Genomic DNA, 26,112 nt, shown 5'->3' on the forward strand with positions numbered 1-26,112 from the left:
GGCTCAGCAGGCATCCGAGAGCCGGTTCTGCCTGCTGGGCGTCGCCGGCGCCTGCTGAACCGCCGGACGCCTCATCCGGCGACCACGCGCCGAGCAGGTGCCTACAGCACCTTCTTGCGCGAGCTGATCTGCCCCGTGTCGAAGCCGAGCAGGTGGAGGCCGCCGGAGAAGCGGGCGTGCTCCACCTTGATGCAGCGGTCCATCACCACGGTGAGGCCCTTGCTCTCTCCGTAGACGGCGGCGTCCTGGTTCCAGATGCCGAGCTGCACCCACACCGTCTTCGCTCCGATGGCGAGCGCGTCGTCGATGACGGACGGGATGTCGCTCGCCTTGCGGAACACGTCGACGATGTCGGGCACCTCGGGCAGCGACTGCAGGTCCGGGTAGGCCTTCTGGCCGAGGATCTCGGTCGCGTTCGGGTTCACGAAGTAGACCCGGTAGTCGCTCGACTGCAGCAGGTAGGTGCCGACGAAGTAGCTGGAGCGCGACGGGTTCGGGGACGCGCCGACGATCGCGATCGACTCGGCGCGGCGGAGGATGCCGAGCCGCTCCTTCGCCGACGGGCCCACCCAGGTCCGCTGCGATCGCAGCAGCTTGGCGAGCGGGGAGCTCGCCGGGATGTCGCAGGTCAGCCCGTTCGCGAGCTGGCCGGTGACGACCTCCTGCTGGGGAGTGGTGTCCGTGAGCGTCATGCCTCCGCCTTCCCGGCCGCGCCGAGCGCCTGATCGATGTCGTACAGGATGTCATCCGCATCCTCGATGCCCACAGAGATCCGCACGAGTCCCGGCTCGACGCCCGCCTCGAGCAGCTGCTGCTCGCTCAGCTGCGCGTGCGTGGTCGAGGCGGGGTGGATGACGAGGGTCTTCGTGTCGCCGATGTTGGCGACGTGGCTCGCGAGGTCGAGGGACTCGATGAACGCCCGGCCGGCGTCGCGGCCGCCCTTGATGCCGAAGCTGAAGACGGACCCGGGACCCTTCGGCAGGTACTTCCGCGCCCGCTCGTGATGGGGGTGGGTCGGCAGTCCCGCCCAGTTGACGTACTCGATGCGGTCGTCGGCGGCGAGGGCCTCCGCGACGGTGCGGGCGTTGTCGACGTGCGCCTGCAGCCGGAACGGCAGCGTCTCGACGCCCTGGGCGAGCAGGAACGCCGAGTGCGGCGCGAGGGCGGGGCCGATGTCGCGCAGCTGCTCGGCGCGCAGCCGGGTGAGGAAGGCGTACTCGCCGAAGTTCCCGTGCCAATTGAGGCCGCCGTAGTGCGGCACGGGCTGGTCGAAGAGGGGGAAGCGCCCGCTCTCCCAGGGGAAGCGCCCGCTCTCGACGACGACGCCGCCGAGGGTGGTGCCGTGGCCGCCGAGGAACTTGGTCGCGGAGTGGATGACGACGTCGGCGCCCCACTCGATCGGGCGGTTGAGGTAGGGCGTCGCGATCGTGGAGTCGACGATGAGCGGGATGCCGGCGGTGTGCGCGACGTCGGCGAGGCCCTCGAGGTCGGCGATGTCGCCGGACGGGTTCGACACCGTCTCGACGAACAGGAGCTTCGTCTCGGGCCGGATCGCGGCGGCGTAGTCGGCGGGGTCGCTGCTGCGTACGAACGTGGTGTCGATGCCGAAGCGGCGCAGCGTGACGTCGAGCTGGGTGACGGATCCGCCGTAGAGGGAGGCGCTCGCGACGATGTGGTCCCCGGCGCCGGCGAGCGAGGCGAAGGTGATGTACTGCGCCGACAGGCCGCTCGCCGTGGCGACGGCGCCGAGCCCGCCCTCGAGGGAGGCGATGCGCTCCTCGAAGCTCGCGACCGTGGGGTTCGCGAGGCGGCTGTAGATGTTGCCGTACTTCTGCAGCGCGAACCGGGCCGCGGCGTCCGACGTGTCGTCGAAGACGAAGGCGCTCGACTGGTAGATGGGCAGGGCCCGTGCGCCGGTGGTCGCATCCGGGATGTTCCCGGCATGGATGGCGCGCGTGCGGAACCCGTATTCGCGATCGGTCATGGCCGCACGGTAGCCGACCGCGGCGAGGCCTCGCGGGCGCGGACGCCACACAAGGTAACGCCCGCCCGGGCCCGCGTCGAGGAGAGCTGAGCCCGCTCGACGTCGCCGCAGTAGCGTGGCGGGGTGCCCGAGCCGCTGACCTACGAGTTCACGGCGACGCTGTGGCCCTGGGAGGTGCGGCGCGACCTCTGGACCCTCGTCACCGTGCCGCAGGAGGCGTCCGAGGAGATCGCCGAGTTCGCCGACGGACCTCGCCGCGGGTTCGGGGCGGTGCGCGTCCGCGTGCGGATCGGCACTGCGGCGTGGAGGACGTCCGTCTTTCCGCAGAGCACTGGCGGCCCCTACGTGCTGCCGGTCAAGCGGGCGGTGCGGGAGGCGAACGGCGTCGACGTCGGCGACGAGGTGACGGTGTCGCTCGAGGTGCTGCCCTGAGCGGGGGCGGGCCGGCTCAGCTGGCCCCGGCGGGCGCGCGCCCCTCAGCCGGTTCCGGCAGGGCGGAGAGTCCCTCGGCGCGGTAGGTGGCCTGCATCAGCTGCTCGAGCCACACCCGGTTGAGCGGAATGTCCTGCCGGGGACCGTCGTAGCGGAAGTAGAGCTGGCTGCCCGGCGAGATCCACACGGAGCCGTGCTCGGCTTCGAGCTCGGTGTCGCCGTCCACGCCGGGCTCCTGGTCCCAGTTGAAGGCGAACGCCTCGGCGCGACGCAGCTTCTGCATGATGACCACCTGCAGGTGGCGCAGAACGCGGTCCTCGATGGCGACCGCCGGAGCGACACCGTAGATCAACGAGCCCACTCGCCCTCCTATCCCGCATCAAGGGTAGTGCGACGGCGGAGGCACGCGAACGCGCGGGGTCGGCGACCGCCTACAGGTAGTCCGGGTCGAGCGAGGTGCCCGGGTCGACCGAGCCCTCCGCCACCACGGGGCCCGCCGGCCGGAGTGCGGCGATGCGCGCGTCGAGGTCGGCGACGACCTCCGCCTCGTCCGGGAGGTCGGCCTCCCGGTGCCTCATCTCCACCGCGGTGATCTGGCTCGCCGGGCCGATCAGCACCTCGACGCGGAAGATCGATCCGTCCTCGTCCACAGCGGGAAGACTCACCACGTCGTCGGTGGCCTGGCGGCCCATCAGCTTGGCGTACTGGAGGACGCGCTCGGCGATCGCGTCGCTCGTGACGAAATGCTCATCGGCGTAAGAGATCTTCCTCATCACGGTCAACGCTTCCAGGCCGAGCGGGGGCGGGCAAAGGGTTGCCCCCTTCCGCTCCGTGAGGTAGCCGCCGCGGCGATTCCCGTGCCTCAGCGCAGCGGACGCGGCGCCTGCAGGTCGCCGAGCCCGGACAGTCCGGGACCGGTGAGCGGCGCCGGCGACCAGCGGAGTGCCGCCCTCCGCGTCGCCGGGTCGAGGTCGAGCTCGAGGCGGTGCGGGGTCTCCAGGAAGAGGACGGAGAGCCGCAGCCGCCCCTCCTGCCGATCGACCGCGACGGCGATGGGCGGGCGGCCCTCGCCCTCGCCGACGGTCCAGGAGCCGGGGGCGAACCCGGCCTCGGCGGGGACCCCGTCGGCGCCGGTGAGTCGCACCCGAAGGCCGTCGGCGCCGCCGAGCACCTCGACCCGCTCGAGTCCGGGGCCGCTCGGTGGCCGCGACGGCGTGTACGAGCCGGTGGGGTCCACGCCTTCCGGAGCCTCCGTCGGGCTCCCGGGGATGGGCAGCGCGAGGCGTTCGAGCCGCTCCGCGAGGGCCGCGTCAGAGGCCGGGTCCCCGGCGCCGTCCGCCATCGCGGGCAGCAGGTGCTCCCATGCGGCGTCGAGCACCGCCTGCATGTCCTCGGTCGCGAGCGTCGCGGCCAGCACCGCGTCCTGCTCGGGCAGGATCACGCAGAACTGGCCGAAGGCGCCGTCCCCGCGGTAGCCGTGGCGGGCGTGCCACACCTGGAAGCCGTAGCCCTGACGCCAGTCGACGTTGCCCTCGTCCGGAGTGCCGATCCAGCGCGTCGACACCTGCTCGGCCCAGCCGTCGGGCAGCAGCCGAGCGCCCTGCCATTCGCCGCGGTCGAGGTGGAGCTGCCCGAGCTTCGCGATCGACTCAGTGGTGGCGAACAGGCCGCTGAAGCCGAGCGAGCGGCCCGGCGGGTAGGACTCCCAGCCGACGGGCGGGATGCCGAGCGGATCGAAGAGCCGGGGCCGCAGGTAGTCGACGAGGTCGACGCCGGCCCGCCGCTGGAGAATCGCCGCGACCGTGTAGGTGCAGGGCTGGTTGTAGGCGAACACCGTGCCCGGCTCCCGCTCCGGCTCGTGCAGGAGGAACCCGCGGATCGGCTCCTCGGCGTCGGTGTCCACCGCCGCTCCGAGCATCTCCTGGGTGTGACCGCTCGCCATCGCGGCGAGGTGCCGGACGAGGATGGAGCGCGCGCGAGGGGTGCGGATGTCGTCCGCGAACTCGGGGAACGCGTCGACGACCGGCTCGTCGAGGTCGACGAGGCCCTCGTCCACCGCGAAGCCGAGCGCCGTGGCGGTGAACGTCTTGCTGAGGGAGTAGAGCAGGTGCAGCCGGTCCGGCGTGAACGGCGCCCACCAGCCGGCCGCGACCACCGATCCGTGACGCAGCAGCATGACGCTGTGCGGCTCGATCCTCGGGTGCTCCTCGAGCGCGTCGAGGAACCGCTCGATGCCGCGGGCGTCGACGCCCTGGCTGCTCGGCGGGGAGGAGGGCAGCGACGTCGTCATCCCCCCGACGCTAATCGAACGCGGGGACCCCGGTCGGCGGGATCGCCGACCGGAGTCGCGGGTCTCCGCGGGTGCCCCGCGTCCCGCAGGATGGAGGGATGCGTCTCCTCCTCATCCGGCACGGCCAGATCCAGTCCAACGTCGACGGCGTGCTCGACAGCGCCGTGCCCGGGCCTGCCCTGACCGAGGTCGGGCGGGAGCAGGCGGAGGTGCTGCCCGAGGCGCTCGACGGGGAGCTGATCGGCTCCATCTGGGTCTCGAACCTGCTGAGGACCCAGCAGACGGCCGCGCCGCTCGCCCGCCGGCTCGGCATCGAGCCGATCGAGCGGGACGGGGTCCGCGAGATCTTCGCCGGCGAGTACGAGGGGTCGGCGGCCCGCGAGGACGTGCACCGCTACGTCGAGTCGGTGCTCGCGTGGGCGGGCGGCGACCTCGACGTCCGCATCCCCGGCAGCGAGAACGGCCACGAGTTCTTCGCGCGCTACGACGCGGTGGTCGAGGAGGCGGTGACCGCGGCCCGGGAGGACGGCTACGAGACCGTTGCGATCGTCAGCCACGGCGCCGCCATCCGCTGCTGGTCGTCGGCGCGCACCGACAACCTGGGCGTCGAGGCGGTGAGCCACCTGTGGCTCGACAACACGGGCGTCGCCGTGCTCGAGGAGACCGGGACGGGCTGGACCTGCCGCAGCTGGATGGGCAACCCGATCACCGGCGTCGGGGCCGAGGCGCCCGCGGGTCCGACCGGCGAGCCGCTCGAGTAGAGCTCAGCGGTAGTAGAGCCCCATCCGCATCCCGCCGACCAGCTCGACCGGCACGTCGAGGTCGTAGACCTCGCGCAGCACGCCCGGCGTGACGACCTCCTCCGGGGTGCCCGCGGCGAGCACGCGCCCGTCCTTCAGGGCGACGATCCGGTCGGAGTGCGCGGACGCGAAGTTGAGGTCGTGCAGCACGACGACGACGCGGCGGTCGAGCTCGTCGGCGGCGCGGCGCAGCAGCCGCATCATCTCGACGCTGTGCCGCAGGTCGAGGTTGTTGAGCGGCTCGTCGAGGAGCACGTACTTGGTGTCCTGGGCGAGCACCATGGCGATGAACGCGCGCTGCCGCTGGCCTCCCGACAGCTCGTCGAGGAACCGGCCGGCGAGCGGGACGAGGTCGAGGTACTCGAGGCTCTCCTCGACCCGGGCGCGGTCCGCGGCCGTGAGCCTGCCGCGGGAGTGCGGGAAGCGGCCGAACGAGGCCAGCTCACGCACGGTGACCCGCGCGACGAGGGAGTTCTCCTGCCGCAGCGTCGCGAGGAGGCGCGCGAGGACCGGGCCGGGAGTCGTGCGGACGTCGTGGTCGTCGACGGTGATGCGGCCCGCGTCCGGCGTCAGCAGGCGGGCGATCATCGACAGCACCGACGACTTGCCGGCACCGTTCGGCCCGACGAGGGACGTGAGCCCCGGCTCGCCGAGCGTCAGCGTGAGGTCGTCGACGACCGGCATCGCGCCGTACCGCTTGGTGACCCCCTCGAGCCGGATCACCGCACGCCTCTCTTGACGAGCAGGAACAGGAACACGATCCCTCCCAGGAACTCGATGACGACGCTGAGCGTCGCGGCCAGGTCGAAGACGCGCTCGAGCACGAGCTGGCCGAGGACCAGGCAGATCAGGCCGAGCAGCGCGGCGCCCGGCAGCAGGTAGGCGTGCCGGTGCGTCGGCAGCACGAGGTACGCGAGGTTCGCGACCAGCAGGCCGAAGAACAGGACGGGGCCGACGAGCGCCGTCGACACCGCGACGAGTGCCGCGACCATCGCGAGGACGAAGCCCACCTCGCGCCGATGCGAGAGGCCGAGCCCGGTGGCGGTCGCCTCGCCGAGCGCGAGCACGTCGAGCACCCGCACGCGGCGCGCCGCCAGCACGACCACTGCCGCAGTGACGACGGCGCTCACCGCGAGCAGCTCCTCGTCCGGGGCGTTGAACGTGGCGAACAGGTCGTCCTGCAGCACCGCGAACGCGGTCGGGTCGAGCATCCGCTGCAGGAGGGACGAGGCGCTGCGGAAGAGGACGCCGAACACGACGCCGACGAGCACGAGCAGGTAGAGGCTGTGCGCTGATCGGCCGAGCAGCCAGCGGAAGAGCAGGGTCGCGAACAGGATCATCGCCGCCACCTCGACCAGCCAGCGCACGCGCGGGTCGACGGCGGAGACCCCGGCGACGCCGAGGAAGAACATCGCGGCGGTGTGCAGCAGCACGTACAGCGAGTCGAAGCCGAGGATCGACGGGGTGAGGATCCGGTTCGCGGTGATGGTCTGGAACAGCACCGTGGACACGCCGATCGCCGCGGCGACCACCGCCATCGCGGCGACCTTGCGGAGGCGGAACGGCACGGCGAACGCCCAGCTGCCCTCGATGCCGACGAGGACGAAGGCGACGACCGCGAGGACGGCCCCCGCGGCGAGGATCCCCAGCACGAGCCCGGGCCTCCGGGCGACCGGGCGTCCGACGTCGGAGGGCGCCGCCAGACGCGTGTCAGCGGACATCGGGGGACCTCCGCAGCAGGAGGACGAGGAAGATCACGGCGCCGAGCACGCCGACGACCGAGCCGAGCGGGATCTCGTAGGGGAACCGGACGACGCGGCCGAGCACATCGCACGCGAGCACGAACGCCGCGCCCACGAGCGCGACCACCGGGATTCCTCGGCGGGCGCTGTCGCCGAGCACGAGGCTGACGAGATTCGGCACGACGAGGCCGAGGAACGGGATCACCCCGGAGGTGACGACCACGACGGCGCTGACGACCGCCACGACGGTGAGGCCGAACGCGAGCACCCGCCCGTAGGAGAGGCCGAGGCTCGTCGCGTACTCCTCGCCGAGGCCCGCCACCGTGAAGCGGTCGGCGGCCAGCCAGGCGAGCACGGTCGCCCCGAGCGCGAGCCAGAGCAGCTCGTACCGGCCGGCGAGGATGCCCGAGAAGTCGCCGGTCATCCACGTCGCCAGCATCTGCATCAGGTCGAGGCGGTAGGCGATGAAGGTGGTCACCGCGCCGACCACGCCGCCGAGCATGATGCCGACGAGCGGGACCAGCACGAGCGAGCGCAGCGGGATGCGCCGGATCAGCAGCAGGAAGAGGGCCGTCCCGGCGAGCGCGCACACCGCCGCGACGGCCATCTTGCCGATGAGCGCCAGTCCGGGAGCGGCGAGAGTGACGAGCAGCAGTCCGAGCGCGGCGAAGTCCATCGTGCCCGCGGTGCTCGGCTCGACGAAGCGGTTGCGCACGAGCAGCTGCATGAGCAGGCCGGCGATGGCGAGGGAGGCGCCGGTGAGGATCAGCGCGAGCGTCCGCGGGAGGCGGCTCGCGGAGAGGAGGAGGGCGGCACGGTCGCCGCCGTCCTCGGTGAGGGAGCCGACCCCGACGCCGGTGCTGAGCAGGGCGAGGAGGAGCACGCCCGCGAGGGCGAGTGCGAGCGTCGTCGCGTAGCGCCGGGGGGAGAGGCCGACCGGCGCCTCTCCCGAAGCGATCGCGGTCAGGACGCGACGCTTCCGGCGATCTCGTCCACCATGGCGCTGACGGCGCTCAGCCCGCTCATCACGACGTACCAGGTCTCGGAGTCGAGGTGCACGACCTGGTCCTCCTGCCACGCGGTCGTCTGGCGCACCAGGTCGTTGTCGAGGAGCGCCTCCGCGCTCGCGCCGCCCTCGGTGCCGATGGCGGCGTCGCGGTCGAGCACGAGCAGCCAGTCCGGGTTCGCGTCGAGCACGAACTCGTTGGAGACGGGGTCGCCGTGCGTGGCGGCCTCGACGTCCTCGATCACGGGGGTGACCCCGAGCTCGTCGTGCAGCCAGCCGAAGCGCGAGCCGGGACCGAACGCGGTCATCTCGCCGGCGTTGGTGAGCAGGACGAGCGCGCTTCCAGCGTCCGCGACCTGCTCCTTCGTCTCGGCGATCTTCTCGTCGATCGCGGCGAGCTCGGCAGCGGCACGGTCCTCCTTGCCGAAGATCTCGCCGAGCGTCTCGACGTTGTCGGAGAAGCTGCCGAGGTAGTCGGCCCAGTCGAGGGTGAGGTCGATGGTCGGGGCGATCTTGCTGAGCTCGGGATACGCGCTCGCCGAGCGGTTCGCGACGATGATCAGGTCGGGCGCGAGGGCGTTGACTGCCTCGTAGTCGGGCTCGAAGAGGGTGCCGGCGTTCTCGTACTCCTCACCCGCGTACTCGCTGAGGTAGCTCGGCACGCTCTCCTGGGGCAACGCCGCGACGGGGACGCCGAGCGCGTCGAGCGTGTCGAGCGAGGCCATGTCGAAGGTCACGACGGTCTTCGGGGCGAACGGCACCACGGTCTCGCCCTGCGCGTGCTCCACCGTCACATCGGCGGGGGAGTCCGCCTGGGCCACGTCGGCCGCCGGCTCGGCCGACGCCGCCCCGCAGCCGGTGAGCGCGACCGCTCCGGCGAGGAGGAGGGCCGACAGGGCGGAGCGGGACAGGGTGGACGGCATGGGCTCTCCTCGTTGGGGTGGGCGCCGAGCGGCGACCTGGAAAGGTTAGCCTTACCTAAGTCGCCGTCGCCAATCGGATCCGCCCGGGGTGCGCCCGCCCTGCCCGGGAGAGGATGGGTCCATGCCGATCACGAGCGAAACCGGACATGGCCCGAACGACCCCCGCGTGGTGCTCGTGCGCCACGGCGAGACCGAGTGGAGCCGCACCGGGCGGCACACCGCACTGTCCGACATCCCGCTCAGCCAGGCGGGCGAGTACAAGGCGGGGCTCGTCGGCGACGCGCTCGCCGGGATCGACTTCGGGCTCGTGCTCACGAGTCCGCTCCTCCGGGCCCGCGAGACCGCGCGGCTCGCCGGCTTCCCGGATGCGATCCCCGACGAGAACCTCGTCGAGTGGGACTACGGCGCCTACGAAGGCATCACGAGCAAGGAGATCCGGGAGCGGCGGGGTGGGCCCTGGACGATCTGGACCGACGGTGTTCCCGCGGGCGCGACTCCCGGCGAGAGCGCGGCGGACATCGCGCGCAGGGCGGAGGCGCTGCGCGACCGCTTCCAGCCCACCCTCGACGCGGGGGAGAAGGTGCTGCTGTTCTCGCACGGGCACTTCCTCCGTGCGCTCGCCGCAGTGTGGCTCGGCCTCGAGGTGGAGGACGGCAGGCTGCTGGCGCTCGACACCGCGGCGATCAGCACGCTCGGCTACGAGCACGGCCGGCGGGTGATCACCGGCTGGAACCGCGTGCCCGGGCGCTGAGCCCGGCGGCCCCGCCGGCTGCCCGGAAGGCTCAGAGCGGCTGCACCCCGAAGGCGGACGCGAGGCGCTCGATCTTGCGGGCGCGGCCGAGGCGGGGCAGGTCGCTGCCGTCGCGGATGACGCGGCCGCGAGCCTCGAAGTCGGCGAGGAAGTCGAGCGCCCACGCGACGTCGGACGGGGTCGGGCTGATCACCTCGTTGATCACCGGCAGCTGCTCGATGTCGAGGCACAGCTTGCCGGTGAGCCCGAGGGAGACCGCCACGTTCGACTGCTCTCGGAGGATCGGGTGGCTGCGGCTGACCGTCGGGCCGTCGATCGGGCCGGGCAGTCCGCCGACGCGGCTCGCGACGACCAGCCGGGAGCGCGGGTAGGCCATCGCGAGGTCGTCGGCGCTCGTGCCGGTGTCGCGGCGGTAGTCGCCGCTGCCGAAGGCGAGCCGGAAGGCGCCGCGGGCTCGCGCGATCGAGACGGCCTCCTCGATGCCGAGGGCGGACTCGATGAGCGGTAGCACCTTCACCCTGCCGCCGAGGCGGTCGAAGGTCTCCGTCACGTGCTCGGCCGCCTCCGTCTTCGCGAGGAGCACGCCGACGAGGCCGGGCAGGCTGCTCAGCAGGTCGACGTCGTCGTCCCAGAACCTGCTGGACCGGTCGTTGATCCGCACCCACGCCCGGCGCTCCTCCGAGAGCCAGCTCGCGACGCACTCGCGGGCCTGGTCCTTGGCGCCAGGGTCGACGGCGTCCTCGAGGTCGAGGATCACCTGATCGGCGCGCGAGCGATCGGCCGGGTCGAACAGCTCCGAGCGGAGGCCGTTCACCAACAGCCAGGAGCGGGCGATCTCGGGGTCGACGGTACGGCTGCTCTGCACCCTCTCATTCTGGCGGAACCGCGGGGCCCCTTCCGCCGCACGCGCCCCGGGGCCGAGTCGAAGCGGTGAGAGCGCCGAACGGAGCTGCACACGTGCCTGCCAATCACCTGGAAGTCAACCCTGTGTTTCCGGGGTATCGCGTGCGATATGCCTGTTGTCCAGCGGTACAACTCGAGCCGCTCTCAGTACCGACAACCGAAAGGCCTCCACCGTGAGCAGCAGTGTCGCCACCACCCCGAAGACCAAGGGCATCGTCTCGCTCGTCCTCGGCATCGTCAGCGTCGTCTTCGCGTTCCTCTTCTCGCCCCTCGGAATCCTCGCGGGCATCGCCGGTCTGATCCTCGGCTTCCTCAGCCGCAAGTCCGAGCCGGCTGCCCGCACGCTGTCGCTCTGGGGACTCATCCTCAGCATCGTGGGCGTCGTGCTGAGCGTCATCTTCCTCATCCTCGGCGCGGTCCTCGCGGCGCAGATCATGCAGAACATGCCCGCCTCCTGACCCCTCGAGCACTCGGAGGGCCCGGAACCGATCGGTTCCGGGCCCTCCGTCGTTCCGCCGGGGCTCAGCGCCCGGGAACCGCGGGCGCCTGCTCCGGCGTCCCCGGGTGCCTCGATCGGCACAGAGCCCGTCCGGCCACCGCGCCGGCGCCCTACCCGCCGATCGCCGCGTCCACGATCGCCTGCAGCATCGGTCGCGGATCCATCGGGGCTGCCAGGGAGACCCGATGGAGGATGAAGCCTTCGCAGCAGGCGATCAGGGCGGCGGCCGCGGTGCGGGGATCGCGGGCGCCGAGGGTCGCCATGGTGACGACGACGTCCGACTCCATGCGCGCCCCTGTCTGGATCAGGGTCGCCCGGAGGTCGGGATCGTGACTGGCTTCCAGGAACAGTGCGAGCCGGGCGACCGTCCTCGTGCGGTCGGTGACCGTGAGGTGGTCGAGGAGTGCGCAGAGACCGTCGACGAACTCGTCCGCTGAGGCCGGCGGTCCGACGGTGGTGGCGAACTCGGGGAGCTGCAGTTCGAGCTCGGCGATGCGGTCGGCGACGCCGTGGACGAGCGCGCGGCGGGTGCGGAAGGAGTTGGACGTTGAACCCCTGGGCAGGCCGGCGTGCTCGTCCACGCGCGCGTGGGTGAGGGCTCGGATGCCGACGGTGCCGACGAGCTCGACGGCGGCGTCGAGCGCGCGGGTGCGGTTGGAGGCCATGCGGCGACTATATAGCTAGTGGCATATAACTATGTTCATCGTGACAGATCACTGCGGAAGTAGTACCCTCTGGTCATGAAGCGCATCCCCGATACGGCCGCGGCCTCCGTTCCGCGAGATCTCGCCGCGATGCCGGATGTCCCCGGAGTGCGGCATGCCTTCCTCGATCTGCCGGGCCTCCGAATGCACGTGGCCGAGGCGGGCGAGGGCGACCCCGTGCTCCTGCTCCACGGTGGCATCCAGGACTGGCGGGCCTGGCGGAAGCTCATCCCCGGGCTCGCCGAGCGGTACCGGGTCGTCGCGCCGGACCTCCGCGGATGCGGCTGGACCGACGCGCCGGCCGGCGGATACACCCGCGACCGGATGACCGGCGACCTCGTGGCCGCGCTGGACGCGCTCGGGATCCCGGTCACCCGCCTCGTGAGCACCGACATGGGCGGCATCCTCGGCTTCGCCCTCTGCCACGACCTCCCCGAGCGCGTCTCCGCGCACGTCTCCATCACCAACCCGCCGCTGTCGGCCAAGGTCGGCCTGAGACACGTGAAGGCCTTCCTCCCGCTCTGGCATCAGGAGGTCGGGTCCATCCCGGGCCTCGCTCCCGTCCTGTTCGGCCGTGGGCGACAGCCGCTCGCCCGGCACATGCTGCAGGGCTTCTCGGGGGTGGTGGAGGCGACCGACCGAAGCGACGACGAGGGCTATCTCGCCCGGCTGCGGGAGCCGGGCCGGGCGCGCGCCGCGTCCGCCATGTTCCGGCATCTGGTCCTCCCCGAGGTTCTGCGGATCGCCGGAGGGCGCTACCGAGACGTCCGCCTCCCCATGCCGACCCTGTTCGTGGCGGCGGCGGAGGACCGCTCCTTCCCGCCCGAGATGCTCGAGGACCTCCTGGGCACCGCGTCGCCGTACCTGGCCTCCACCGAGTTCGTCACCGTGGACGGCGCGGGCCACTACGCCGCGCACGAGAACCCCGAACGGGTGCGGCAGGTCATCACCCGGTTCTTCGCGGAGCACTGATCGGGGGCACCGAGTCGCGCTTCGGGCAGGTCGGGCTGCCGTCAACCGGGTTCCGTCGCGCCGCCCCCTCCCGTTCACTGGATCTCCCGAGAACCTTCAGGAGGTCGATGTGCGTTCCGTGGCGGAGCAGAGCGTGGAGGAGCTGGGCGGGCCGATCAGCGTCCTCACCCGGCAGAAGGGCGACCACGTCCGCCTGAACGAGCTCCTCGAGGAGCTGCAGGCCGCCTCGGACGTGGAGCAGCAGCGGGTGCTCCTGCGGATCTACCGCCTCGTGTTCCCGCACGCCTTCGCCGAGGAGTCGGTGCTCTGGCCCGTGATGCGCCGCGTGCTGCCGGACGGGGAGGAGCTCACCCTGCAGGTGGAGCAGGAGCACCAGGAGGTCAACGAGCTGGTGACCCGCCTGGAGCGGCTGCCTCAGGGGTCGCCCGAGCGTGCGCCGGTGCTCGACCGCCTCGTCGAGGTGCTGCGCGAGGACGTGCGGGACGAGGAGGACGAGCTGTTCCCGCGGCTGCAGAACCTGGTCAGTCGCGGCCGGCTGCAGCTGCTCGGCCTCGCCTGGGAGGGAGTCCGCCGGGTCGCCCCCACGCGCGCGCATCCGATCGTCGCCCGCCGCCCGCCCGGGAACGTGGTCGCGGCGCTCCCGCTGTCGCTCCTCGACCGGCTGCGCGACGCCGTCGACGCCCGCCGTTACTCCGGCACGGGGGCGCTCCGCGGGGTGCTCGCCCCGATCAGCGGGGTGCTCACGAAGGCCTCGCATGCGGTCGAGCACCTCCCGATGATGCGCCGCGGCGAGGACCCGTCCACCCGGTACGAGGGCAGGGCGCCCGGCTTCCCCTGGGCGACGGCGGCGGGCGCCGCCGCGGCGCTTGCGGCATTCGCGCTGCTGCGCCGGCGTCGGTAGCGCCGGCTTCACCCGCGCGGGCGCTGCGGACAGTTCGCGACGGTCTGCGGGGGTGCGGTGTCCGCACGACCCGCGCCGCGCGTGCCGCCGCTGACAGGATGAGAGCATGAGGCGGCACTATCCGGGATCCTCCCGGCGGCACGTCCCGCATCTCACCGGGCGGGTCGTGTCGATGCTCGACGGCGTCTTCTTCCTGCTCGGCGCGGTCGCGGCCGGCTGGCTCGCGGTGCTCACCGTGCGGACGATCGTGCTCGGCGGCATCGAGGACTGGTGGCTGGTCCTCGTGCTGTGGCTGCTGCTCGCCTACCTCCTGCTGCCGCGGCTGCACACGATGCTCGCCCTCATCTACGTGCCCGACTACTTCATCGGCCGCACGCGCACCTACGAGGGGCTGCTCGGCGACCCCGTGAACGTCGCGTTCCTCGGCAGTGAGGAGCAGCTGCACACCGCGATGTCCCGCGCCGGCTGGCAGCTCGCCGACGAGCTCGGCTTCCGCAGCGGGCTGCGCATCGTCACGTCGACGCTCAGCCGCCGCACCTACCCGACGGCCCCGGTCAGTCCGCTCTTCCTGTTCGGCCGGATGCAGGAGTTCACCTACCAGCAGGAGGTGGAGGGCAGCCCGGCGCGGCGCCACCACGTGCGGTTCTGGCGCACGCCGGAGGGCTGGTTCCTGCCGGGCGGCGCGAAGGTCGACTGGCTCGCGGCCGGCACCTACGACCGCAGGGTGGGCCTCTCGATCTTCACCCTGCAGATCACGCACAAGATCGCCGGCGACACCGACGTCGAGCGCGACCATATCGTCGGCACCGTCGAGCGGGCCGTTCCCGAGCTGGAGAAGAGCGTCATCCGCCATTTCTCCTCCGGCTACCACTCCCGCAACGGCGGCGGCGATGCGATCGAGACGGACGGCGACCTGCCGATCCTCGACCTCCGCGCGCTCCTTCCGCACGGCGCCGGCGGACCGACGACCACCTCGCACCGCACCGTCGGCTCTCTCGGCACTCAGGCGCGTGCGCTCGTCGAGGCGGTTCGCGACACCGCCTCCTCCAACCGGGTGAAGCGGCCGCTGACGCTCTACTTCGGCTACGGGCTCATGCTGCTGCGGGCCCTGGTCGCGGTCGGCACCGCGCTCGCCGGGGTGCTCGGCATCTTCGGCGCTGGACGCTCCTGGCCCCAGCCGACCTGGTGGATCGGCATGCCGGGCTCCCCGGAGGGGGCCTCCGTGCTCCTGCCCGGGATCGTCCTCGCCGGCCTCGTCTACGTGCTGATCGGCCAGTTCACCTTCACGGGCCACCCATCCGCACGGCTGCTCGCGCTCACCCTGAGCGTCGCGGGCATCCTGCTCGCGCTGACGTCCGGACCGGCCGAGCCCTCCGGCGTGATGTTCCGGCTCTGGATCGTCAACCTGGTGCTCGACATCGGGATCCTGCTGACCCTGTCCGCCGGGGACGTGCGCGACTTCCACCTCCGCACCAGCGCGCACCGCGACCGGGAGACCGCTCGGGCGGCCGGCTGACCGTCAGCGGGCTCGGGCGGTCTCCCGCCAGAACCCGGTGACGAGCTCGGCGAACTCTGCGGCCCGCTCGATCTGCGGCATGTGCCCGGTCTCCTCGAAGAGATGCGTCTGGGCGGACGGCAGAGCGGCCCTCGCCGCCTCGAGATGCAGGGCGGGGAGGATGAGGTCGTTCTCGCCCCAGACGACGAGCACGGGCAGGTCGAGGCGGCCGACCCGGGCGAGCAGGTCGGCCCGCCACTCCTCGCGCACTCCGCGGATCGTGCCGAGGTCGCGTGCCGCCTCGAGCATCGCGCCGCGCGGGCGGCGCTGCAGCTCGTAGGCGTGCCGGATGCGCTCCTCAGTGAGGAAGTCGGAGCTGTGGAAGATGCCCCGGAGGCTGCGGGCGGCGCCTCGACGGCTCGGCGTGAGCAGGACGCGCGTGAGCGGCCGCACGGCGAGCAGACGCAGCGCGAGGGTCACCTCGCGGCCGAAGCCCGCGCTGTTCACGAGCACCAGGTCGCGCACCCGCTCGGGATGCGTCGCCGCGAACGTCATCGCGACGGCGCCGCCGAGGGAGTTGCCGACGAGGTGCACGGGGTCGGTCACGCCGAGCTCGTCGAGGAAGTCGGCCAGCCATCCGCCGAGCCGCTCGAGGGTGGTGGTGCCGGGCAGCTTGTCGGACCAGCCGAAGCCGGGCAGATCGACGCTGATCACACGCCGCCCGTCCGGCAGCAGCTCGTGCTGTTCCGTCCAGTCCTCGAGGCTGCGGCCGATCCCGTGCACGAGCAGCACGGGATCTCCGGACCCGGTCTCGCGGTAGCGCACGGTTCGGCCACGGACGACCAGCTTCGACGTGGTGGTGCTGTCGGTCACCGCGTCTCCACCGGCTGTGTCCGGCGCGAGGACGACCGGCTGAACCGCACGCCGTCGGTGACCGGTCCCCGGCGCAGGAGGCGCAGGTCGCGCGGGTAGTTCTGGTGCAGCCGCCACGGGGTCGCCCTGCCCTGCTTGGGCAGGATGTGCAGGCCTCGGCGGACGTAGCCGGACGTGAAGTCGAGCAGCGGCTCGAGGGCCGCCCGATCGTCGAGCTCGGCGGGTGGGGTCGGCGTGACCGTGTCGGTGCCGGTCGCGGCGAGATGTCGGAGCAGGCGGCACACGTATCGGGCGACCAGGTCGGACTTGAGCGTCCAGGACGCGTTCGTGTAGCCGATCGTCAGGGCGAAGTTGGGCACGCCGGAGAGCATCATGCCCTTGTAGGCGACCGTGTCGGCCACGTCGACCTCGCTGCCGTCGACGGTCAGCGCGATGCCGCCGATCGGCAGGAGGGTGAGCCCCGTCGCCGTCACGATGACGTCCGCGGGCAGGACGCGTCCCGACTTCAGCAGGATGCCGTCCCGGGTGAAGCGCTCGACGGAGTCGGTGACGATCTCGGCGCCGCCGGAGCGGACGGCGTCGAAGATGTCGCCGTCGGGCGCGAGGCAGAGCCGCTGGTCCCACGGCTCGTAGCTCGGGGTGAGGTGCTCGTCGATGAACCGCGCGTCGAGCTTCCGCAGCTGCTCGCGTCGCAGGGCCGACTTGACCACGCCGGGCAGCACGCGACTGAGCCGGTAGGTGAGGGACGAGTAGAGCACGTTCTTCCAGCGGACGAGCGCGTACGCCGGCCGCTCCGGCAGAGCGCGCCTCGCCCAGTCCGCGATGCGGTCGCGGCTGGCGCGCGACGAGATCCAGGTAGGGGAGCGCTGCAGCATCGTCACGCGCTCGGCGATGCCGGCGAGTGCGGGCACGAGCGTCACCGCCGTCGCGCCCGAGCCGATCACGACCACGCGGGTGCCCGTGCAGTCGAGGTCCTCGGGCCAGTGCTGCGGATGCACGACGGTGCCGGCGAAGTCGTCCCGCCCCGGGAAGTCGGGCGTGTAGCCCTCGTCGTAGCGGTAGTAGCCGGAGCAGACGAAGAGGAACGAGCAGGTCAGCACGATCCGCTCCAGGGTGTCGGTGCGCTCGGCCGTCACCGTCCACCGGGCCTCGTCGGAGCTCCAGTCCGCCCTGAGCACCCTGTGCCGATAGCGGATGCGCCGGTCGACCCCGTACTTGCGGGCCGTGGCCGCGAGGTACTCCCGGATCGCGCCGCCCTCGGCGATCGTGGCCGGGTCGCGCCACGGCTCGAACTCGTAGCCGAAGGTGAACATGTCCGAGTCCGACCGGATCCCGGGATACCGGAACAGGTCCCACGTGCCGCCGAGAGAGTCGCGCGACTCGAGCACGGCGAACGTCCGATCCGGGCACTCCCGCACCAGGTGGCAGCCCGCGCCGATGCCGGAGATGCCGGCACCCACGATCAGCACGTCCACGTGTTCGCCCGGCATGCCCGCCCCCGTCGTCCTTCCCGTCCGACGCTAGCAAGCCGCGCCGGGGAGGAAGTGCCGGCGGCGGTGCCCCTTGATTTCCTGCTCCGGCCGTTCCTCGTCTGCGCGGGAACGGCCGGCCGGTCACAGCCCGCCGGCCACCGCGATGGTCGTCGCCGTCACGTACGCCGCGCGGTCGGAGAGCGCCCAGAGCACGGCGTCGGCGATCTCCTCCGGAGTCGCGACCCGGCCGAGCGGGATGCGCGCCGCGACGCGGGCAAGCCGGTCCGGGTCGCCGCCTGCGGCGTGGATCGTGGTGTCCGTCGTGCCGGGGGAGACGCCCACCACGCGGATGCCCTGCCCGGCCACCTCGCGGCCGAGGCCGAGGGTGAATGCATCGACAGCGGCCTTCGACGCCGCATACCCGATGTACTCGCCGGGAGAGCCGGTCCGAGCGGCCACCGAGCTGAGGTTCACGATCACTCCCGGCGCTCCGCTCCGGCTCCACTCGGCGACGACGGCTCGGCTCAGGGCCATCACGCCGAGGACGTTCACGGCGAAGACGTCGCGGAGCACCTCGTCGGTGCTGTCCGCGAACCGGCCCAGTCCTCCGGTGATCCCCGCGTTGTTGACGAGGGCGGTGAGCGGACCGTTCCCATCGACCGCGGCGGCGATCACTCCGGCCGCCCGCTCCGTCTCGCGGACGTCGGAGCGGAGCGGGAGCACGCTCGGTCCCAGGTCTGCGGCGAGGGCCTCCGCGCCGTCGGCGTCCTGCGAGTAGGTGAACGTGACGCGACAGCCATCGGCGACGGCGGCGCGCACGATCGCCGCGCCGATGCCACGGGATCCGCCGGTCACCAGGACGTGCCGTGCGCTTCGTGCGCCGTTCGTCGGGACGGGCTCTACCAGGTCGGCGCTCATGCCGTCGAGGGTATCGACGGCGGAAGCGCCGCCAGGGGAGCAGGAGTAAGACTTTCGGGATGAAGACTCTGACCTTCCCCGGCACCGACGTCGTCGCCTCCAACATCATCCTCGGCCTCATGCGCATCCAGTCGCTCGACGACGACGAGCTGCGCACCCTCGTGGGCACGGCACGGGACGCCGGCATCAACTTCTTCGACCACGCCGACGTCTACGGCGGCGAGGTGCACGGCTGCGAGCAGCGCTGGGGCGACGCGGCCCCGGTGCCCGCCGCCGAGCGGGAGCAGATCATCCTGCAGAGCAAGGTCGGCATCCGGAACGGCTACTTCGACTTCTCGAAGGAGCACATCCTGGAGGGCGTCGAGGGGTCGCTGGCGGCGCTCAAGACCGACTACCTCGACATCCTGCTGCTGCATCGCCCCGACGCCCTCGTCGAGCCCGACGAGGTCGCGGAGGCCTTCGACGAGCTGGAGTCCGCGGGCAAGGTCCGCCACTTCGGCGTCTCCAACCACACCCCCCTGCAGGTCGACCTGCTCAAGCGGTCGGTGCGGCAGCCGCTCATCGTCAACCAGGTGCAGCTGAGCATCACGCACGCCCCGCTCATCGCCGCGGGCGTCGCCAGCAACATGCAGGGCCTCGACCAGTCGATCGACCGCGACAACGGCATCCTCGACTACTCGCGGCTGCACGGGATCACGCTGCAGGCCTGGTCGCCGTTCCAGAAGGGCTTCTTCGACGGCGTCTTCCTCGGCGACCGCGAGACCTATCCCGAGCTCAACGAGCGGATCGACGCACTCGCGGAGAAGTACGGCGTCACGCCGACCGGCATCGCGGTCGCCTGGATCACCCGGCACCCTGCGAACATCCAGGTCGTGCTCGGCACCACGAACGCGGGCCGTGTGCAGGAGTCGGCCGCCGGGTCGGACCTGCGCCTCAGCCGCGAGGAGTGGTACGGCCTGTTCAAGGCCGCCGGCTACACGGTTCCCTGATCGTCGCGCCCGGAGGCGCCGGTGCGGTTGACTGGCAGCGGAGGTGCCGATGGAGCGCGTGTGTTTCCAGCTGCAGGTGAAGCCGGACCGGATCGACGAGTACGTGCGGCGGCATGCGGCCGTGTGGCCGGACATGCTGCGCGCGATCGCGGACTCGGGGCGGCGCAACTACTCGCTGTTCCTGCGTCCCGACGGTCTGCTGATCGGCTATTACGAGACCGACTCCGACGAGGAGTCGGCCCGGCGGCTGCGCGAGGACCCGCGCACCGCCGCGTGGGAGGCCGAGATGGCGGACTTCTTCGTGACGCTCGAGGGAACGCGAGCCGACCAGGGGGCGGAGCAGCTGCGCGAGGTGTTCAACCTGGCCGACCAGCTGTCGGCGCTGGACACCGCGGGGCGGTGACGCCGTAGCCTGGGGCCACGGGATCGAGGAGGACCACCGTGGACGGGTTTCCGAGGGAGCTGTGGCTGCTCGTGGTCGTCGTGCTCAACCTGGGCTGGCTGACCGTCGCGATCTACTTCGCCGTCCAGTACTTCCGCCGCAACCGGGGAAGCGACCGGGACCGGCGCCCCGACGGACGCGAGGACCGCTGACATGGCGGAGGCGGCCCCGCCCGAGCCCGACGACGTGCTCGAGCGCGACACGGCGGCAGCCGTCCGCCCCGCTCGAGCACGCGTGCGGATCGTCGCCGCCGCCGTCCTCGTCATCGCGGCGGGGCTGCTCGTGCACAGCACCGTTCCCGGGCTGCCCGGCGATGTGACGGCCGACGCGCTCTACGCCCTCCTCGCCTACCTCGTCGCCGCATTCCTGCTGCCGCGTGGGCCCGCGCTCGTCCTCGCGGCACTCGCGCTGGCCCTCTGCTGCCTCATCGAGGTCTGGCAGCTCACCGGAACGCCCGCGGCGCTCGTCGACGTGTTCCCGCCGGCCCGGCTGCTCGTCGGCACGACGTTCTCCGCGCTCGACCTCGCCGCCTACGCGGCCGGCGTCCTCGTCGGCGTGCTCGCCGACCGCGCCCTCACCGGCGCCACTCCGCCTCCGCCACCGCGGTGACGGCCGCGACGTCGGAGAAGGCGAGCGCGTCGCGCCGCCCGGCGACGAACACCACGGCGGTCCCGTCGAAGCGGAAGCGGCCGTAGTCGACGCGGTCGTTCCGTCGCCAGCGGGTCGCCTCGATCATCAGGTCCGGCCCCACCCGGTGCAGCTCGTAGCGGGCGTCGACGCCGACCGCGCGGATCAGGATGAGCCGCTCGTTCGGCGTGCCGGGCAGGCTGCGGTTCACCAGCCAGCCGCGGGGAGCTGCCAGCTCGGCGTCCGTCCCGAGATCCGTGATCGTCATCCCTGCTCCTTGCTGATCGTGGCGCCCGCGTCCTGTCGACGGCGGGGCCGCGTCGTGGACGCTAGCGGCGGCCGGTGACATCGCCGTGAACGGCGGGAAGCGGGAATTTCGGGCATGGCGCGTTCCGCGGTCGCTGTGTACGTTGTCCGCATCGCGCGGCGTGGCGCGGGAAGAGGTGGCGGAATGGGCGATGCGGTCCTCACCGAGGAGCTGCGCTCCCGGGTCAACGGCGAGGTGCTCGCGCGGGGCGACGAGGCCTACGAGCGGGAGCGCCCTGCGTACGTCGACGCGGGGGAGCCGGCGATCATCGTGCGTCCGGAGGCGCCGGACGAGGTCGGCCGCATCGTGCGCTACGCGGCCAAGCAGAACATGCCCATCTCGGTGCGCTGCGGCGGGCACGGCGCGTCGGCGTTCGCGAACCCCGACGGCCTCGTCATCGACCTGTCGCGTCTCACCGACATCGACGTGCGCCCGGACGGCACCGTGCGGATCGGCGGCGGCGCGACCTGGGGCGCCGTGGCCGAGCGGCTCGGCGAGGAGGGGCTCGCCCTCACCTCCGGCGACACCCGGAGCGTCGGCGTCGGCGGGCTGACGCTCGGCGGCGGCATCGGCTGGATGGTGCGCCAATACGGCCTCGCCCTCGACAGCCTCGCCGAGGCGGAGGTCGTGCTCGCGAGCGGTGAGACGGTCACGGCGAGCGAGAGCCGGAACCCCGACCTGTTCTGGGCGATCCGGGGCGGCGGCGGCAACTTCGGCATCGTCACCTCGTTCACGTTCCGTGCGCACCCGCTCGAGCGGGTCGTGTTCGGCACGCTCACCTTCGGCCTCGACGACCTCCCCGGCCTGCTGCGCGGCTGGCGGGACGCCATGCGGGTCGCGCCCGAGGAGCTCAACACGACGGTGCTCGCCATGCCGCCCTTCGGCGAGGAGCCCCCCGGCGTCCAGGTCCTCGTCTGCTGGTCCGGCGCGGAGGAGGCGGCCGACGCGGCGCTCGCTCCGCTGCTCGCGCTGCCCGGGCTCGTCCGCGCGGAGGTCGCGCCGACCGCCTACGCCGACGTGCTCGAGGAGCCGATGAAGCCGGAGGGGCCGATCACGATGGTCGACTACAACGGCTTCGCCGCCGACTTCGACGACGCCACCATCGACGCCCTCATCGCGGCGCGTGCCGAGGCGGCCATGTCGGTGCTGATGATCCGGTACCTGCGCGGCGCCTTCAACCGCGTGCCCGCCGACGCCACCGCGTTCGCGCACCGGGACGCGGAGGTGCTGCTCATCCTCGCCGCGTTCCTGCCCGGCGACGTCGACCCCGCCGAGGTCGACGGACTGCGCGAGCGCTGGTCGGCGCTCGACGAGCGCACCCTCGGCATGTACAGCAACTTCGCCGCGACCTCCGGCGAGAACATCACGGGGCGCATCTTCCCGCCGGCCACGCTGGAGCGGCTGCGCGAGGTGAAGCGGGCGTACGACCCGCGCAACCTGTTCGCACGCAACCACAACATCCGCCCGGCGGAGGGCGCTGTCATGGCGATGCCCGGCTAGCGTCGGAGGCATCCGCCGGATGCGAAGGGGCCCCCAATGACCGCGATCGTGCATGTCGTGCTCGTGAAGTGGCGGGACGACGTCCCCGCCGCCGACCGGGAGAGGATCGCCCGCGACGCGCGGGCGATGGCGGACGCGATCCCCGGCATCCTCGCCCTCGAGGAGGGCCCGAGCGTGAGCCCCGAGGGGCTCGAGCAGGGCTTCGAGTGGGGGCTCGTCGTCACCTTCGAGAGCCCCGAGGCGCGCGACGGCTACCTGCCGCATCCGGTGCACGCGGCGGTGGGGAAGCGGATCGGCGCAGGCGCCGAGCGGCTCGTGGTCTTCGACGTCGCCGCCGACCGCGTGGGCTGAGCGCCTCCCGCGGGGCCTCTCCCTCGTCCGGGCGTGGACGGATGTCGGTGGCCGGGACCAGGATGGTGCCGTGCCCGAGCTCCCCGAGGTCCACGCACTCGCCGCCGACCTGCGCGCCCGCCTGACCGGTCGGGAGATCGCGCGGCTCGACCTCGTCTCCTTCGCCGTCCTCAAGACGTTCGACCCACCCTCGTCCGCGCTCGAGGGCACCGTCATCAGCGGCGTCGCGCGGCACGGCAAGTTCCTCGACATCGAGGCCGGCGACCTGCACCTCGTGATGCACCTCGCCCGCGCCGGCTGGATCCGCTGGCGCGAGGGGCCGCCGCCGCTCGCGTCCGGGCGGCCGGGCAAGGGGCCGCTCGCCGCGCGGCTCGTCCTCGACGACGGCGACGGCCTCGACATCACCGAGGCGGGCACGAAGAAGAGCCTCGCCATCTACGTCGTGCGCGACCCGCGGGACGTCCCCGGCATCGCGCGCCTCGGTCCCGACCCGCTCGACGCGAGCTTCACCGAGGAGACGCTGGCCGGGATCCTGGCGGGCGCCGGTCGCGCCCAGATCAAGGGGGTGCTGCGCAACCAGGCGCTCATCGCCGGCATCGGCAACGCCTACTCCGACGAGATCCTGCACGTCGCGCGCATGTCGCCGTACAAGCCCTCCACCCTCACCGCGGACGAGCGGGCGCGCCTGTTCGAGGCGATGCAGTCGACGCTGCGCGACGCGATCGCCCGCTCCGACGGGCTCGCCGCCTCGGAGCTCAAGAAGGAGAAGAAGTCGGGTCTGCGCGTGCACGGCCGCACCGGCGAGCCGTGCCCGGTGTGCGGCGACACGGTGCGGGAGGTCATCTTCGCCGACTCGACCTTCCAGTACTGCCCGACCTGCCAGACGGGCGGCAAGCCGCTCGCCGACCGCGTGCTGTCCCGCCTGCTCAAGTAGCCCGATCCCGATACGACTCGCGGTCTCCGAGGGAGCCCCTCGCTAGGCTGACCGCATGAGCGCGGATGCCCAGCTCGGCGTGGCGGTGGCGCAGTTCGCGCCCGGCCGCGACGCCGTCGAGAATCTCGACCGGATCACCGGTCTCGCCACCCTCGCCGTCAAGCGCGGCGCCTCCCTCGTGGTCTTCCCCGAGTACTCCTCGTTCTTCGCCGACCCGATGGACTCGAGCTTCGCGGTGAACGCCCAGAAGCTCGACGGCCGCTTCGTGTCGACGCTGATCCAGCTGGCGGGGCGGCTCGGCGCGACCCTCGTCGCCGGCATGGTCGAGCAGGTGGGGCAGGGTCCCCGGTTCTCGAACACCCTCGTCGCGGTCACCGGGAGCGGCATCGTGGCCACCTACCGGAAGCAGCACCTCTACGACGCGTTCGGGCAGCGGGAGAGCGACTTCGTCGTACCGGGCGCGATCGATGCGCCGGAGATCTTCGAGGTGAACGGCATCCGGGTCGGCATGCAGACCTGCTACGACATCCGCTTCCCCGAGGTGACGCGGCGGCTCGTCGACGCGGGCGCCGAGCTCGTGCTGGTGCCCGCCGAGTGGGTGCGCGGTCCGCTGAAGGAGCACCACTGGCGCACCCTCGTGACGGCCCGCGCCATCGAGAACACGATCTACATCGCCGCCGCCGACCACGCGCCGCCGATCGGGGTCGGCAACAGCCTCATCGTGGGACCGATGGGCGTGCACATGGTCGAGATCGGCGAGGCGACGGACGTCGCCGTCGCCTGGCTCTCCCGCCAGCGCCTCGCCGACGTGCGCGCCAAGAACCCGGCGCTCGCCCTGCGCCGCTTCCGGGTGGAGCCGATCGACGGCACGCCGGGGACGCCGGTGGCGGTCAGCAATACCGCGGACCGCCTCCCGCGCGACTGACCCCCGCCGTCGCCCGCATTCAGCAGGACTTTCTGCATCCAGCAGGATCTGACGCGCGTAAATCTCCTGCTGAGTGCGGATTCTCCTGCTAAGTGCGGAGCCGATCGGCCATCTGGGCCAGCCGGGACGGCGGCGAGGTCAGACCTTCAGACCGGCCAGCTGGGCCGCGGCGCGCTCGAGCACGTCGAGCCGCTTGCAGAAGGCGAAGCGGACGAGGGACCGGTACTCGCCGGCGAGCTCCTCGTGACAGAACGCCGAGATCGGCACGGCCGCGACTCCGGCGAGCTCCGGAAGGCGCCGGCAGAAGGCGGCTCCGTCCTCGTAGCCGAGGGGAGCGGCGTCGGCGACCACGAAGTACCCGGCCGCGGGCGGGCGGACCGCGAAGCCGGCCGCCTGGAGCCCGCTCACGAGCAGGTCGCGCTTGCGCTCCATGTCCGCGCGGATGCCGTCGAAGAACGAGTCCGGCAGCCGCAGTCCCGTGGCGATCGCGGGCTGGAAGGGTCCCCCGTTCACGAAGGTGAGGAACTGCTTCACCTGCACGATCGCGCTGACGAGCTCGGCGGGCGCAGTGATCCAGCCGATCTTCCAGCCCGTCGTGTTGAACGTCTTGCCGCCGGACGAGATGCTCACCGTCCGCTCTCGGGCGCCGGGCAGGGTGGCGAGCGGCACGTGGCGCTCCCCGCCGTAGACGAGGTGCTCGTACACCTCGTCGGTCACGAGCACGGCGTCGTGCTGCTCGGCGAGCTCGACCAGCAGGTCGCGGATCTCCGCGCCGAGGACGGAGCCCGTCGGATTGTGCGGGTCGTTGACCAGGATGAGCCGCGTCCTGTCGCTGACCGCCGCGCGCAGCTCGTCGGGGTCGGGCTGGAAGTCGTCGCCCCGCAGCGGCACCGTGCGGTGGACGCCGCGCGCCAGCTCGATGATGGCGCCGTACGCGTCGTAGAAGGGCTCGAACGTGAGCACCTCGTCGCCCTCGTCGACGAGCGCGAGGATGGTCGCCGCGAGCGCCTCGGTCGCGCCGGCGGTGACGAGCACCTCGGTGTCCGGGTTGAAGGACAGGCCGTAGAACCGCTGCTGGTGCTCGGCGATCGCCTCGCGCAGCACCGGCATCCCCATGCCCGGCGGGTACTGGTTGAGGCCACCGGCGATCGCGGCGCGCGCCGCCTCGAGCACCTCGTCCGGGCCGTCGTAGTCGGGGAAGCCCTGGCCGAGGTTGATCGCCCCGGACCGCACCGCCAGCTGCGTCATCTCGGCGAAGATCGTCGATGCCGCCGTCCCGTCGGGCGCAAGCAGCAGAGCGCCATGCGCGGCACGACGCCACGATCCCTGCACAGTCACGGAAGGAAACGCTACTCCGCGCACTGTGGACAGG

The 26,112-nt window shown here is 72.2% G+C and carries 31 protein-coding genes; 15 read left to right on the plus strand and 16 right to left on the minus strand.

The window, feature by feature from the left end; all coding sequences use genetic code 11:
- Nucleotides 1-101 precede the first annotated feature (101 nt).
- Nucleotides 102-692, minus strand: a complete 591-nt coding sequence (locus J3P36_RS15430; protein WP_210509141.1) for a CoA-binding protein — start codon at nt 690-692, stop codon at nt 102-104.
- Complete coding sequence (locus J3P36_RS15435; protein WP_210509142.1) at nt 689-1,984, minus strand: O-acetylhomoserine aminocarboxypropyltransferase/cysteine synthase family protein; 1,296 nt, start codon at nt 1,982-1,984, stop codon at nt 689-691. The genes J3P36_RS15430 and J3P36_RS15435 overlap by 4 nt, the downstream gene beginning before the upstream one ends.
- 123 nt (nt 1,985-2,107) lie before the next feature.
- Here J3P36_RS15435 and J3P36_RS15440 point away from each other — a divergent pair, with 123 nt between their 5' ends.
- Nucleotides 2,108-2,416, plus strand: coding sequence for a DUF1905 domain-containing protein (locus J3P36_RS15440; protein WP_307807132.1), 309 nt, complete (start codon nt 2,108-2,110; stop codon nt 2,414-2,416).
- Between the two features lie 16 nt (nt 2,417-2,432).
- Here J3P36_RS15440 and J3P36_RS15445 read toward each other — a convergent pair whose 3' ends face one another.
- The 3 genes from J3P36_RS15445 to J3P36_RS15455 form a co-directional block, all read right to left on the minus strand.
- Entirely contained in the window at nt 2,433-2,777 is a 345-nt protein-coding gene (locus J3P36_RS15445; RefSeq protein WP_210509143.1) for a hypothetical protein, read from the minus strand.
- 70 nt (nt 2,778-2,847) lie between these two features.
- Nucleotides 2,848-3,189 (minus strand): hypothetical protein, encoded by a 342-nt coding sequence (locus tag J3P36_RS15450; RefSeq protein WP_210509144.1) that lies wholly within the window; start codon nt 3,187-3,189, stop codon nt 2,848-2,850.
- Between the two features lie 89 nt (nt 3,190-3,278).
- Nucleotides 3,279-4,706 carry a serine hydrolase gene (locus tag J3P36_RS15455; RefSeq protein WP_210509145.1) on the minus strand — a complete coding sequence of 476 codons (1,428 nt, stop codon included), beginning with the start codon at nt 4,704-4,706 and terminating at the stop codon, nt 3,279-3,281.
- A 98-nt stretch (nt 4,707-4,804) separates the two neighbouring features.
- On the opposite strand from J3P36_RS15455, the gene J3P36_RS15460 reads away from it, so the two are divergent.
- Entirely contained in the window at nt 4,805-5,467 is a 663-nt protein-coding gene (locus J3P36_RS15460; RefSeq protein WP_210509146.1) for a histidine phosphatase family protein, read from the plus strand.
- A gap of 3 nt (nt 5,468-5,470) precedes the next feature.
- Here J3P36_RS15460 and J3P36_RS15465 read toward each other — a convergent pair whose 3' ends face one another.
- The 4 genes from J3P36_RS15465 to J3P36_RS15480 all read right to left on the minus strand — a co-directional run bounded on the left by J3P36_RS15465 (nt 5,471) and on the right by J3P36_RS15480 (nt 9,177).
- Nucleotides 5,471-6,229: an ABC transporter ATP-binding protein gene (locus J3P36_RS15465; RefSeq protein ID WP_210509147.1), complete on the minus strand. Its 759-nt coding sequence runs from the start codon at nt 6,227-6,229 to the stop codon at nt 5,471-5,473.
- Nucleotides 6,226-7,227, minus strand: coding sequence for an iron chelate uptake ABC transporter family permease subunit (locus tag J3P36_RS15470; RefSeq protein ID WP_246854875.1), 1,002 nt, complete (start codon nt 7,225-7,227; stop codon nt 6,226-6,228). Before J3P36_RS15470 ends, J3P36_RS15465 begins: the two co-directional genes overlap by 4 nt.
- Entirely contained in the window at nt 7,217-8,131 is a 915-nt protein-coding gene (locus J3P36_RS15475) for an iron chelate uptake ABC transporter family permease subunit (RefSeq protein WP_307807133.1), read from the minus strand. Before J3P36_RS15475 ends, J3P36_RS15470 begins: the two co-directional genes overlap by 11 nt.
- An 80-nt stretch (nt 8,132-8,211) precedes the next feature.
- A complete protein-coding gene (locus tag J3P36_RS15480; RefSeq protein WP_210509148.1) occupies nt 8,212-9,177 on the minus strand; it encodes a siderophore ABC transporter substrate-binding protein in 966 nt (321 codons plus the stop codon).
- 121 nt (nt 9,178-9,298) lie between these two features.
- Here J3P36_RS15480 and J3P36_RS15485 point away from each other — a divergent pair, with 121 nt between their 5' ends.
- Nucleotides 9,299-9,928, plus strand: coding sequence for a histidine phosphatase family protein (locus tag J3P36_RS15485; RefSeq protein ID WP_210509149.1), 630 nt, complete (start codon nt 9,299-9,301; stop codon nt 9,926-9,928).
- Between the two features lie 31 nt (nt 9,929-9,959).
- Here J3P36_RS15485 and J3P36_RS15490 read toward each other — a convergent pair whose 3' ends face one another.
- A complete protein-coding gene (locus J3P36_RS15490) occupies nt 9,960-10,793 on the minus strand; it encodes a CoA ester lyase (protein ID WP_210509150.1) in 834 nt (277 codons plus the stop codon).
- Between the two features lie 211 nt (nt 10,794-11,004).
- Here J3P36_RS15490 and J3P36_RS15495 point away from each other — a divergent pair, with 211 nt between their 5' ends.
- Nucleotides 11,005-11,289: a hypothetical protein gene (locus J3P36_RS15495; RefSeq protein ID WP_210509151.1), complete on the plus strand. Its 285-nt coding sequence runs from the start codon at nt 11,005-11,007 to the stop codon at nt 11,287-11,289.
- A 151-nt stretch (nt 11,290-11,440) separates the two neighbouring features.
- Here J3P36_RS15495 and J3P36_RS15500 read toward each other — a convergent pair whose 3' ends face one another.
- Nucleotides 11,441-11,995: a TetR/AcrR family transcriptional regulator gene (locus J3P36_RS15500; protein ID WP_210509152.1), complete on the minus strand. Its 555-nt coding sequence runs from the start codon at nt 11,993-11,995 to the stop codon at nt 11,441-11,443.
- A gap of 75 nt (nt 11,996-12,070) precedes the next feature.
- Between J3P36_RS15500 and J3P36_RS15505 the strand changes: the two genes are divergently transcribed.
- The 3 genes from J3P36_RS15505 to J3P36_RS15515 all read left to right on the plus strand — a co-directional run bounded on the left by J3P36_RS15505 (nt 12,071) and on the right by J3P36_RS15515 (nt 15,423).
- Entirely contained in the window at nt 12,071-13,006 is a 936-nt protein-coding gene (locus tag J3P36_RS15505; protein ID WP_210509153.1) for an alpha/beta fold hydrolase, read from the plus strand.
- Between the two features lie 118 nt (nt 13,007-13,124).
- Nucleotides 13,125-13,907 (plus strand): hemerythrin domain-containing protein, encoded by a 783-nt coding sequence (locus J3P36_RS15510; RefSeq protein ID WP_210509154.1) that lies wholly within the window; start codon nt 13,125-13,127, stop codon nt 13,905-13,907.
- Between the two features lie 106 nt (nt 13,908-14,013).
- Complete coding sequence (locus J3P36_RS15515) at nt 14,014-15,423, plus strand: LssY C-terminal domain-containing protein (RefSeq protein ID WP_210509155.1); 1,410 nt, start codon at nt 14,014-14,016, stop codon at nt 15,421-15,423.
- A gap of 3 nt (nt 15,424-15,426) precedes the next feature.
- Here the strand turns inward: J3P36_RS15515 and J3P36_RS15520 are convergent, their stop codons facing one another.
- From J3P36_RS15520 to J3P36_RS15530, 3 genes are all read right to left on the minus strand, one after another.
- Entirely contained in the window at nt 15,427-16,275 is an 849-nt protein-coding gene (locus J3P36_RS15520; protein ID WP_210509156.1) for an alpha/beta fold hydrolase, read from the minus strand.
- The gene (locus J3P36_RS15525) at nt 16,272-17,765 is read right to left on the minus strand and encodes an NAD(P)/FAD-dependent oxidoreductase (protein WP_210509157.1); all 1,494 of its coding nucleotides are present in this window, start codon (nt 17,763-17,765) and stop codon (nt 16,272-16,274) included. Before J3P36_RS15525 ends, J3P36_RS15520 begins: the two co-directional genes overlap by 4 nt.
- Before the next feature lie 123 nt (nt 17,766-17,888).
- Nucleotides 17,889-18,665, minus strand: a complete 777-nt coding sequence (locus J3P36_RS15530; RefSeq protein WP_210509158.1) for an SDR family NAD(P)-dependent oxidoreductase — start codon at nt 18,663-18,665, stop codon at nt 17,889-17,891.
- A 59-nt stretch (nt 18,666-18,724) separates the two neighbouring features.
- On the opposite strand from J3P36_RS15530, the gene J3P36_RS15535 reads away from it, so the two are divergent.
- From J3P36_RS15535 to J3P36_RS15550, 4 genes are read left to right on the plus strand one after another with little or no spacing between them, the layout of a single operon-like run.
- Entirely contained in the window at nt 18,725-19,654 is a 930-nt protein-coding gene (locus J3P36_RS15535; protein ID WP_210509159.1) for an aldo/keto reductase family oxidoreductase, read from the plus strand.
- A gap of 49 nt (nt 19,655-19,703) precedes the next feature.
- Nucleotides 19,704-20,057 (plus strand): L-rhamnose mutarotase, encoded by a 354-nt coding sequence (locus tag J3P36_RS15540; protein WP_210509160.1) that lies wholly within the window; start codon nt 19,704-19,706, stop codon nt 20,055-20,057.
- A gap of 38 nt (nt 20,058-20,095) precedes the next feature.
- Complete coding sequence (locus J3P36_RS15545) at nt 20,096-20,248, plus strand: hypothetical protein (protein WP_210509161.1); 153 nt, start codon at nt 20,096-20,098, stop codon at nt 20,246-20,248.
- A 1-nt stretch (nt 20,249) separates the two neighbouring features.
- Nucleotides 20,250-20,705, plus strand: coding sequence for a DUF2809 domain-containing protein (locus tag J3P36_RS15550; protein WP_210509162.1), 456 nt, complete (start codon nt 20,250-20,252; stop codon nt 20,703-20,705).
- On the opposite strand, the gene J3P36_RS15555 is transcribed toward J3P36_RS15550, so the two are convergent.
- Nucleotides 20,671-20,991, minus strand: coding sequence for a hypothetical protein (locus J3P36_RS15555; RefSeq protein ID WP_210509163.1), 321 nt, complete (start codon nt 20,989-20,991; stop codon nt 20,671-20,673). The genes J3P36_RS15550 and J3P36_RS15555 overlap by 35 nt on opposite strands.
- 183 nt (nt 20,992-21,174) lie before the next feature.
- On the opposite strand from J3P36_RS15555, the gene J3P36_RS15560 reads away from it, so the two are divergent.
- From J3P36_RS15560 to J3P36_RS15575, 4 genes are all read left to right on the plus strand, one after another.
- Nucleotides 21,175-22,530 (plus strand): FAD-binding oxidoreductase, encoded by a 1,356-nt coding sequence (locus tag J3P36_RS15560; RefSeq protein ID WP_210509164.1) that lies wholly within the window; start codon nt 21,175-21,177, stop codon nt 22,528-22,530.
- Nucleotides 22,531-22,566: 36 nt separating this feature from the next.
- Complete coding sequence (locus J3P36_RS15565; protein ID WP_210509165.1) at nt 22,567-22,881, plus strand: Dabb family protein; 315 nt, start codon at nt 22,567-22,569, stop codon at nt 22,879-22,881.
- A 70-nt stretch (nt 22,882-22,951) separates the two neighbouring features.
- Nucleotides 22,952-23,815 carry an Fpg/Nei family DNA glycosylase gene (locus J3P36_RS15570; protein WP_210509166.1) on the plus strand — a complete coding sequence of 288 codons (864 nt, stop codon included), beginning with the start codon at nt 22,952-22,954 and terminating at the stop codon, nt 23,813-23,815.
- Between the two features lie 55 nt (nt 23,816-23,870).
- Nucleotides 23,871-24,740: a carbon-nitrogen hydrolase family protein gene (locus J3P36_RS15575; protein WP_210509167.1), complete on the plus strand. Its 870-nt coding sequence runs from the start codon at nt 23,871-23,873 to the stop codon at nt 24,738-24,740.
- Nucleotides 24,741-24,878: 138 nt separating this feature from the next.
- Here the strand turns inward: J3P36_RS15575 and J3P36_RS15580 are convergent, their stop codons facing one another.
- Entirely contained in the window at nt 24,879-26,078 is a 1,200-nt protein-coding gene (locus tag J3P36_RS15580; protein ID WP_210509168.1) for a pyridoxal phosphate-dependent aminotransferase, read from the minus strand.
- Between the last annotated feature and the right edge of the window lie 34 nt (nt 26,079-26,112).

It is taken from the genome of Naasia sp. SYSU D00057 (assembly GCF_017916505.1).
Classification (GTDB): domain Bacteria; phylum Actinomycetota; class Actinomycetes; order Actinomycetales; family Microbacteriaceae; genus Naasia.

Excerpts from the sequence above, each read along its gene's own strand:
- J3P36_RS15430 (WP_210509141.1), bottom strand. The coding sequence starts at position 692 with ATGACGCTCACGGACACCACTCCCCAGCAGGAGGTCGTCACCGGCCAG.
- J3P36_RS15435 (WP_210509142.1), bottom strand. The coding sequence starts at position 1,984 with ATGACCGATCGCGAATACGGGTTCCGCACGCGCGCCATCCATGCCGGG.
- J3P36_RS15450 (WP_210509144.1), bottom strand. The coding sequence starts at position 3,189 with ATGAGGAAGATCTCTTACGCCGATGAGCATTTCGTCACGAGCGACGCG.
- J3P36_RS15455 (WP_210509145.1), bottom strand. The coding sequence starts at position 4,706 with ATGACGACGTCGCTGCCCTCCTCCCCGCCGAGCAGCCAGGGCGTCGAC.
- J3P36_RS15460 (WP_210509146.1), top strand. The coding sequence starts at position 4,805 with ATGCGTCTCCTCCTCATCCGGCACGGCCAGATCCAGTCCAACGTCGAC.
- J3P36_RS15470 (WP_246854875.1), bottom strand. The coding sequence starts at position 7,227 with ATGTCCGCTGACACGCGTCTGGCGGCGCCCTCCGACGTCGGACGCCCG.
- J3P36_RS15480 (WP_210509148.1), bottom strand. The coding sequence starts at position 9,177 with ATGCCGTCCACCCTGTCCCGCTCCGCCCTGTCGGCCCTCCTCCTCGCC.
- J3P36_RS15485 (WP_210509149.1), top strand. The coding sequence starts at position 9,299 with ATGCCGATCACGAGCGAAACCGGACATGGCCCGAACGACCCCCGCGTG.
- J3P36_RS15500 (WP_210509152.1), bottom strand. The coding sequence starts at position 11,995 with ATGGCCTCCAACCGCACCCGCGCGCTCGACGCCGCCGTCGAGCTCGTC.
- J3P36_RS15505 (WP_210509153.1), top strand. The coding sequence starts at position 12,071 with ATGAAGCGCATCCCCGATACGGCCGCGGCCTCCGTTCCGCGAGATCTC.
- J3P36_RS15515 (WP_210509155.1), top strand. The coding sequence starts at position 14,014 with ATGAGGCGGCACTATCCGGGATCCTCCCGGCGGCACGTCCCGCATCTC.
- J3P36_RS15525 (WP_210509157.1), bottom strand. The coding sequence starts at position 17,765 with ATGCCGGGCGAACACGTGGACGTGCTGATCGTGGGTGCCGGCATCTCC.
- J3P36_RS15530 (WP_210509158.1), bottom strand. The coding sequence starts at position 18,665 with ATGAGCGCCGACCTGGTAGAGCCCGTCCCGACGAACGGCGCACGAAGC.
- J3P36_RS15535 (WP_210509159.1), top strand. The coding sequence starts at position 18,725 with ATGAAGACTCTGACCTTCCCCGGCACCGACGTCGTCGCCTCCAACATC.
- J3P36_RS15540 (WP_210509160.1), top strand. The coding sequence starts at position 19,704 with ATGGAGCGCGTGTGTTTCCAGCTGCAGGTGAAGCCGGACCGGATCGAC.
- J3P36_RS15550 (WP_210509162.1), top strand. The coding sequence starts at position 20,250 with ATGGCGGAGGCGGCCCCGCCCGAGCCCGACGACGTGCTCGAGCGCGAC.
- J3P36_RS15555 (WP_210509163.1), bottom strand. The coding sequence starts at position 20,991 with ATGACGATCACGGATCTCGGGACGGACGCCGAGCTGGCAGCTCCCCGC.
- J3P36_RS15560 (WP_210509164.1), top strand. The coding sequence starts at position 21,175 with ATGGGCGATGCGGTCCTCACCGAGGAGCTGCGCTCCCGGGTCAACGGC.
- J3P36_RS15565 (WP_210509165.1), top strand. The coding sequence starts at position 22,567 with ATGACCGCGATCGTGCATGTCGTGCTCGTGAAGTGGCGGGACGACGTC.
- J3P36_RS15575 (WP_210509167.1), top strand. The coding sequence starts at position 23,871 with ATGAGCGCGGATGCCCAGCTCGGCGTGGCGGTGGCGCAGTTCGCGCCC.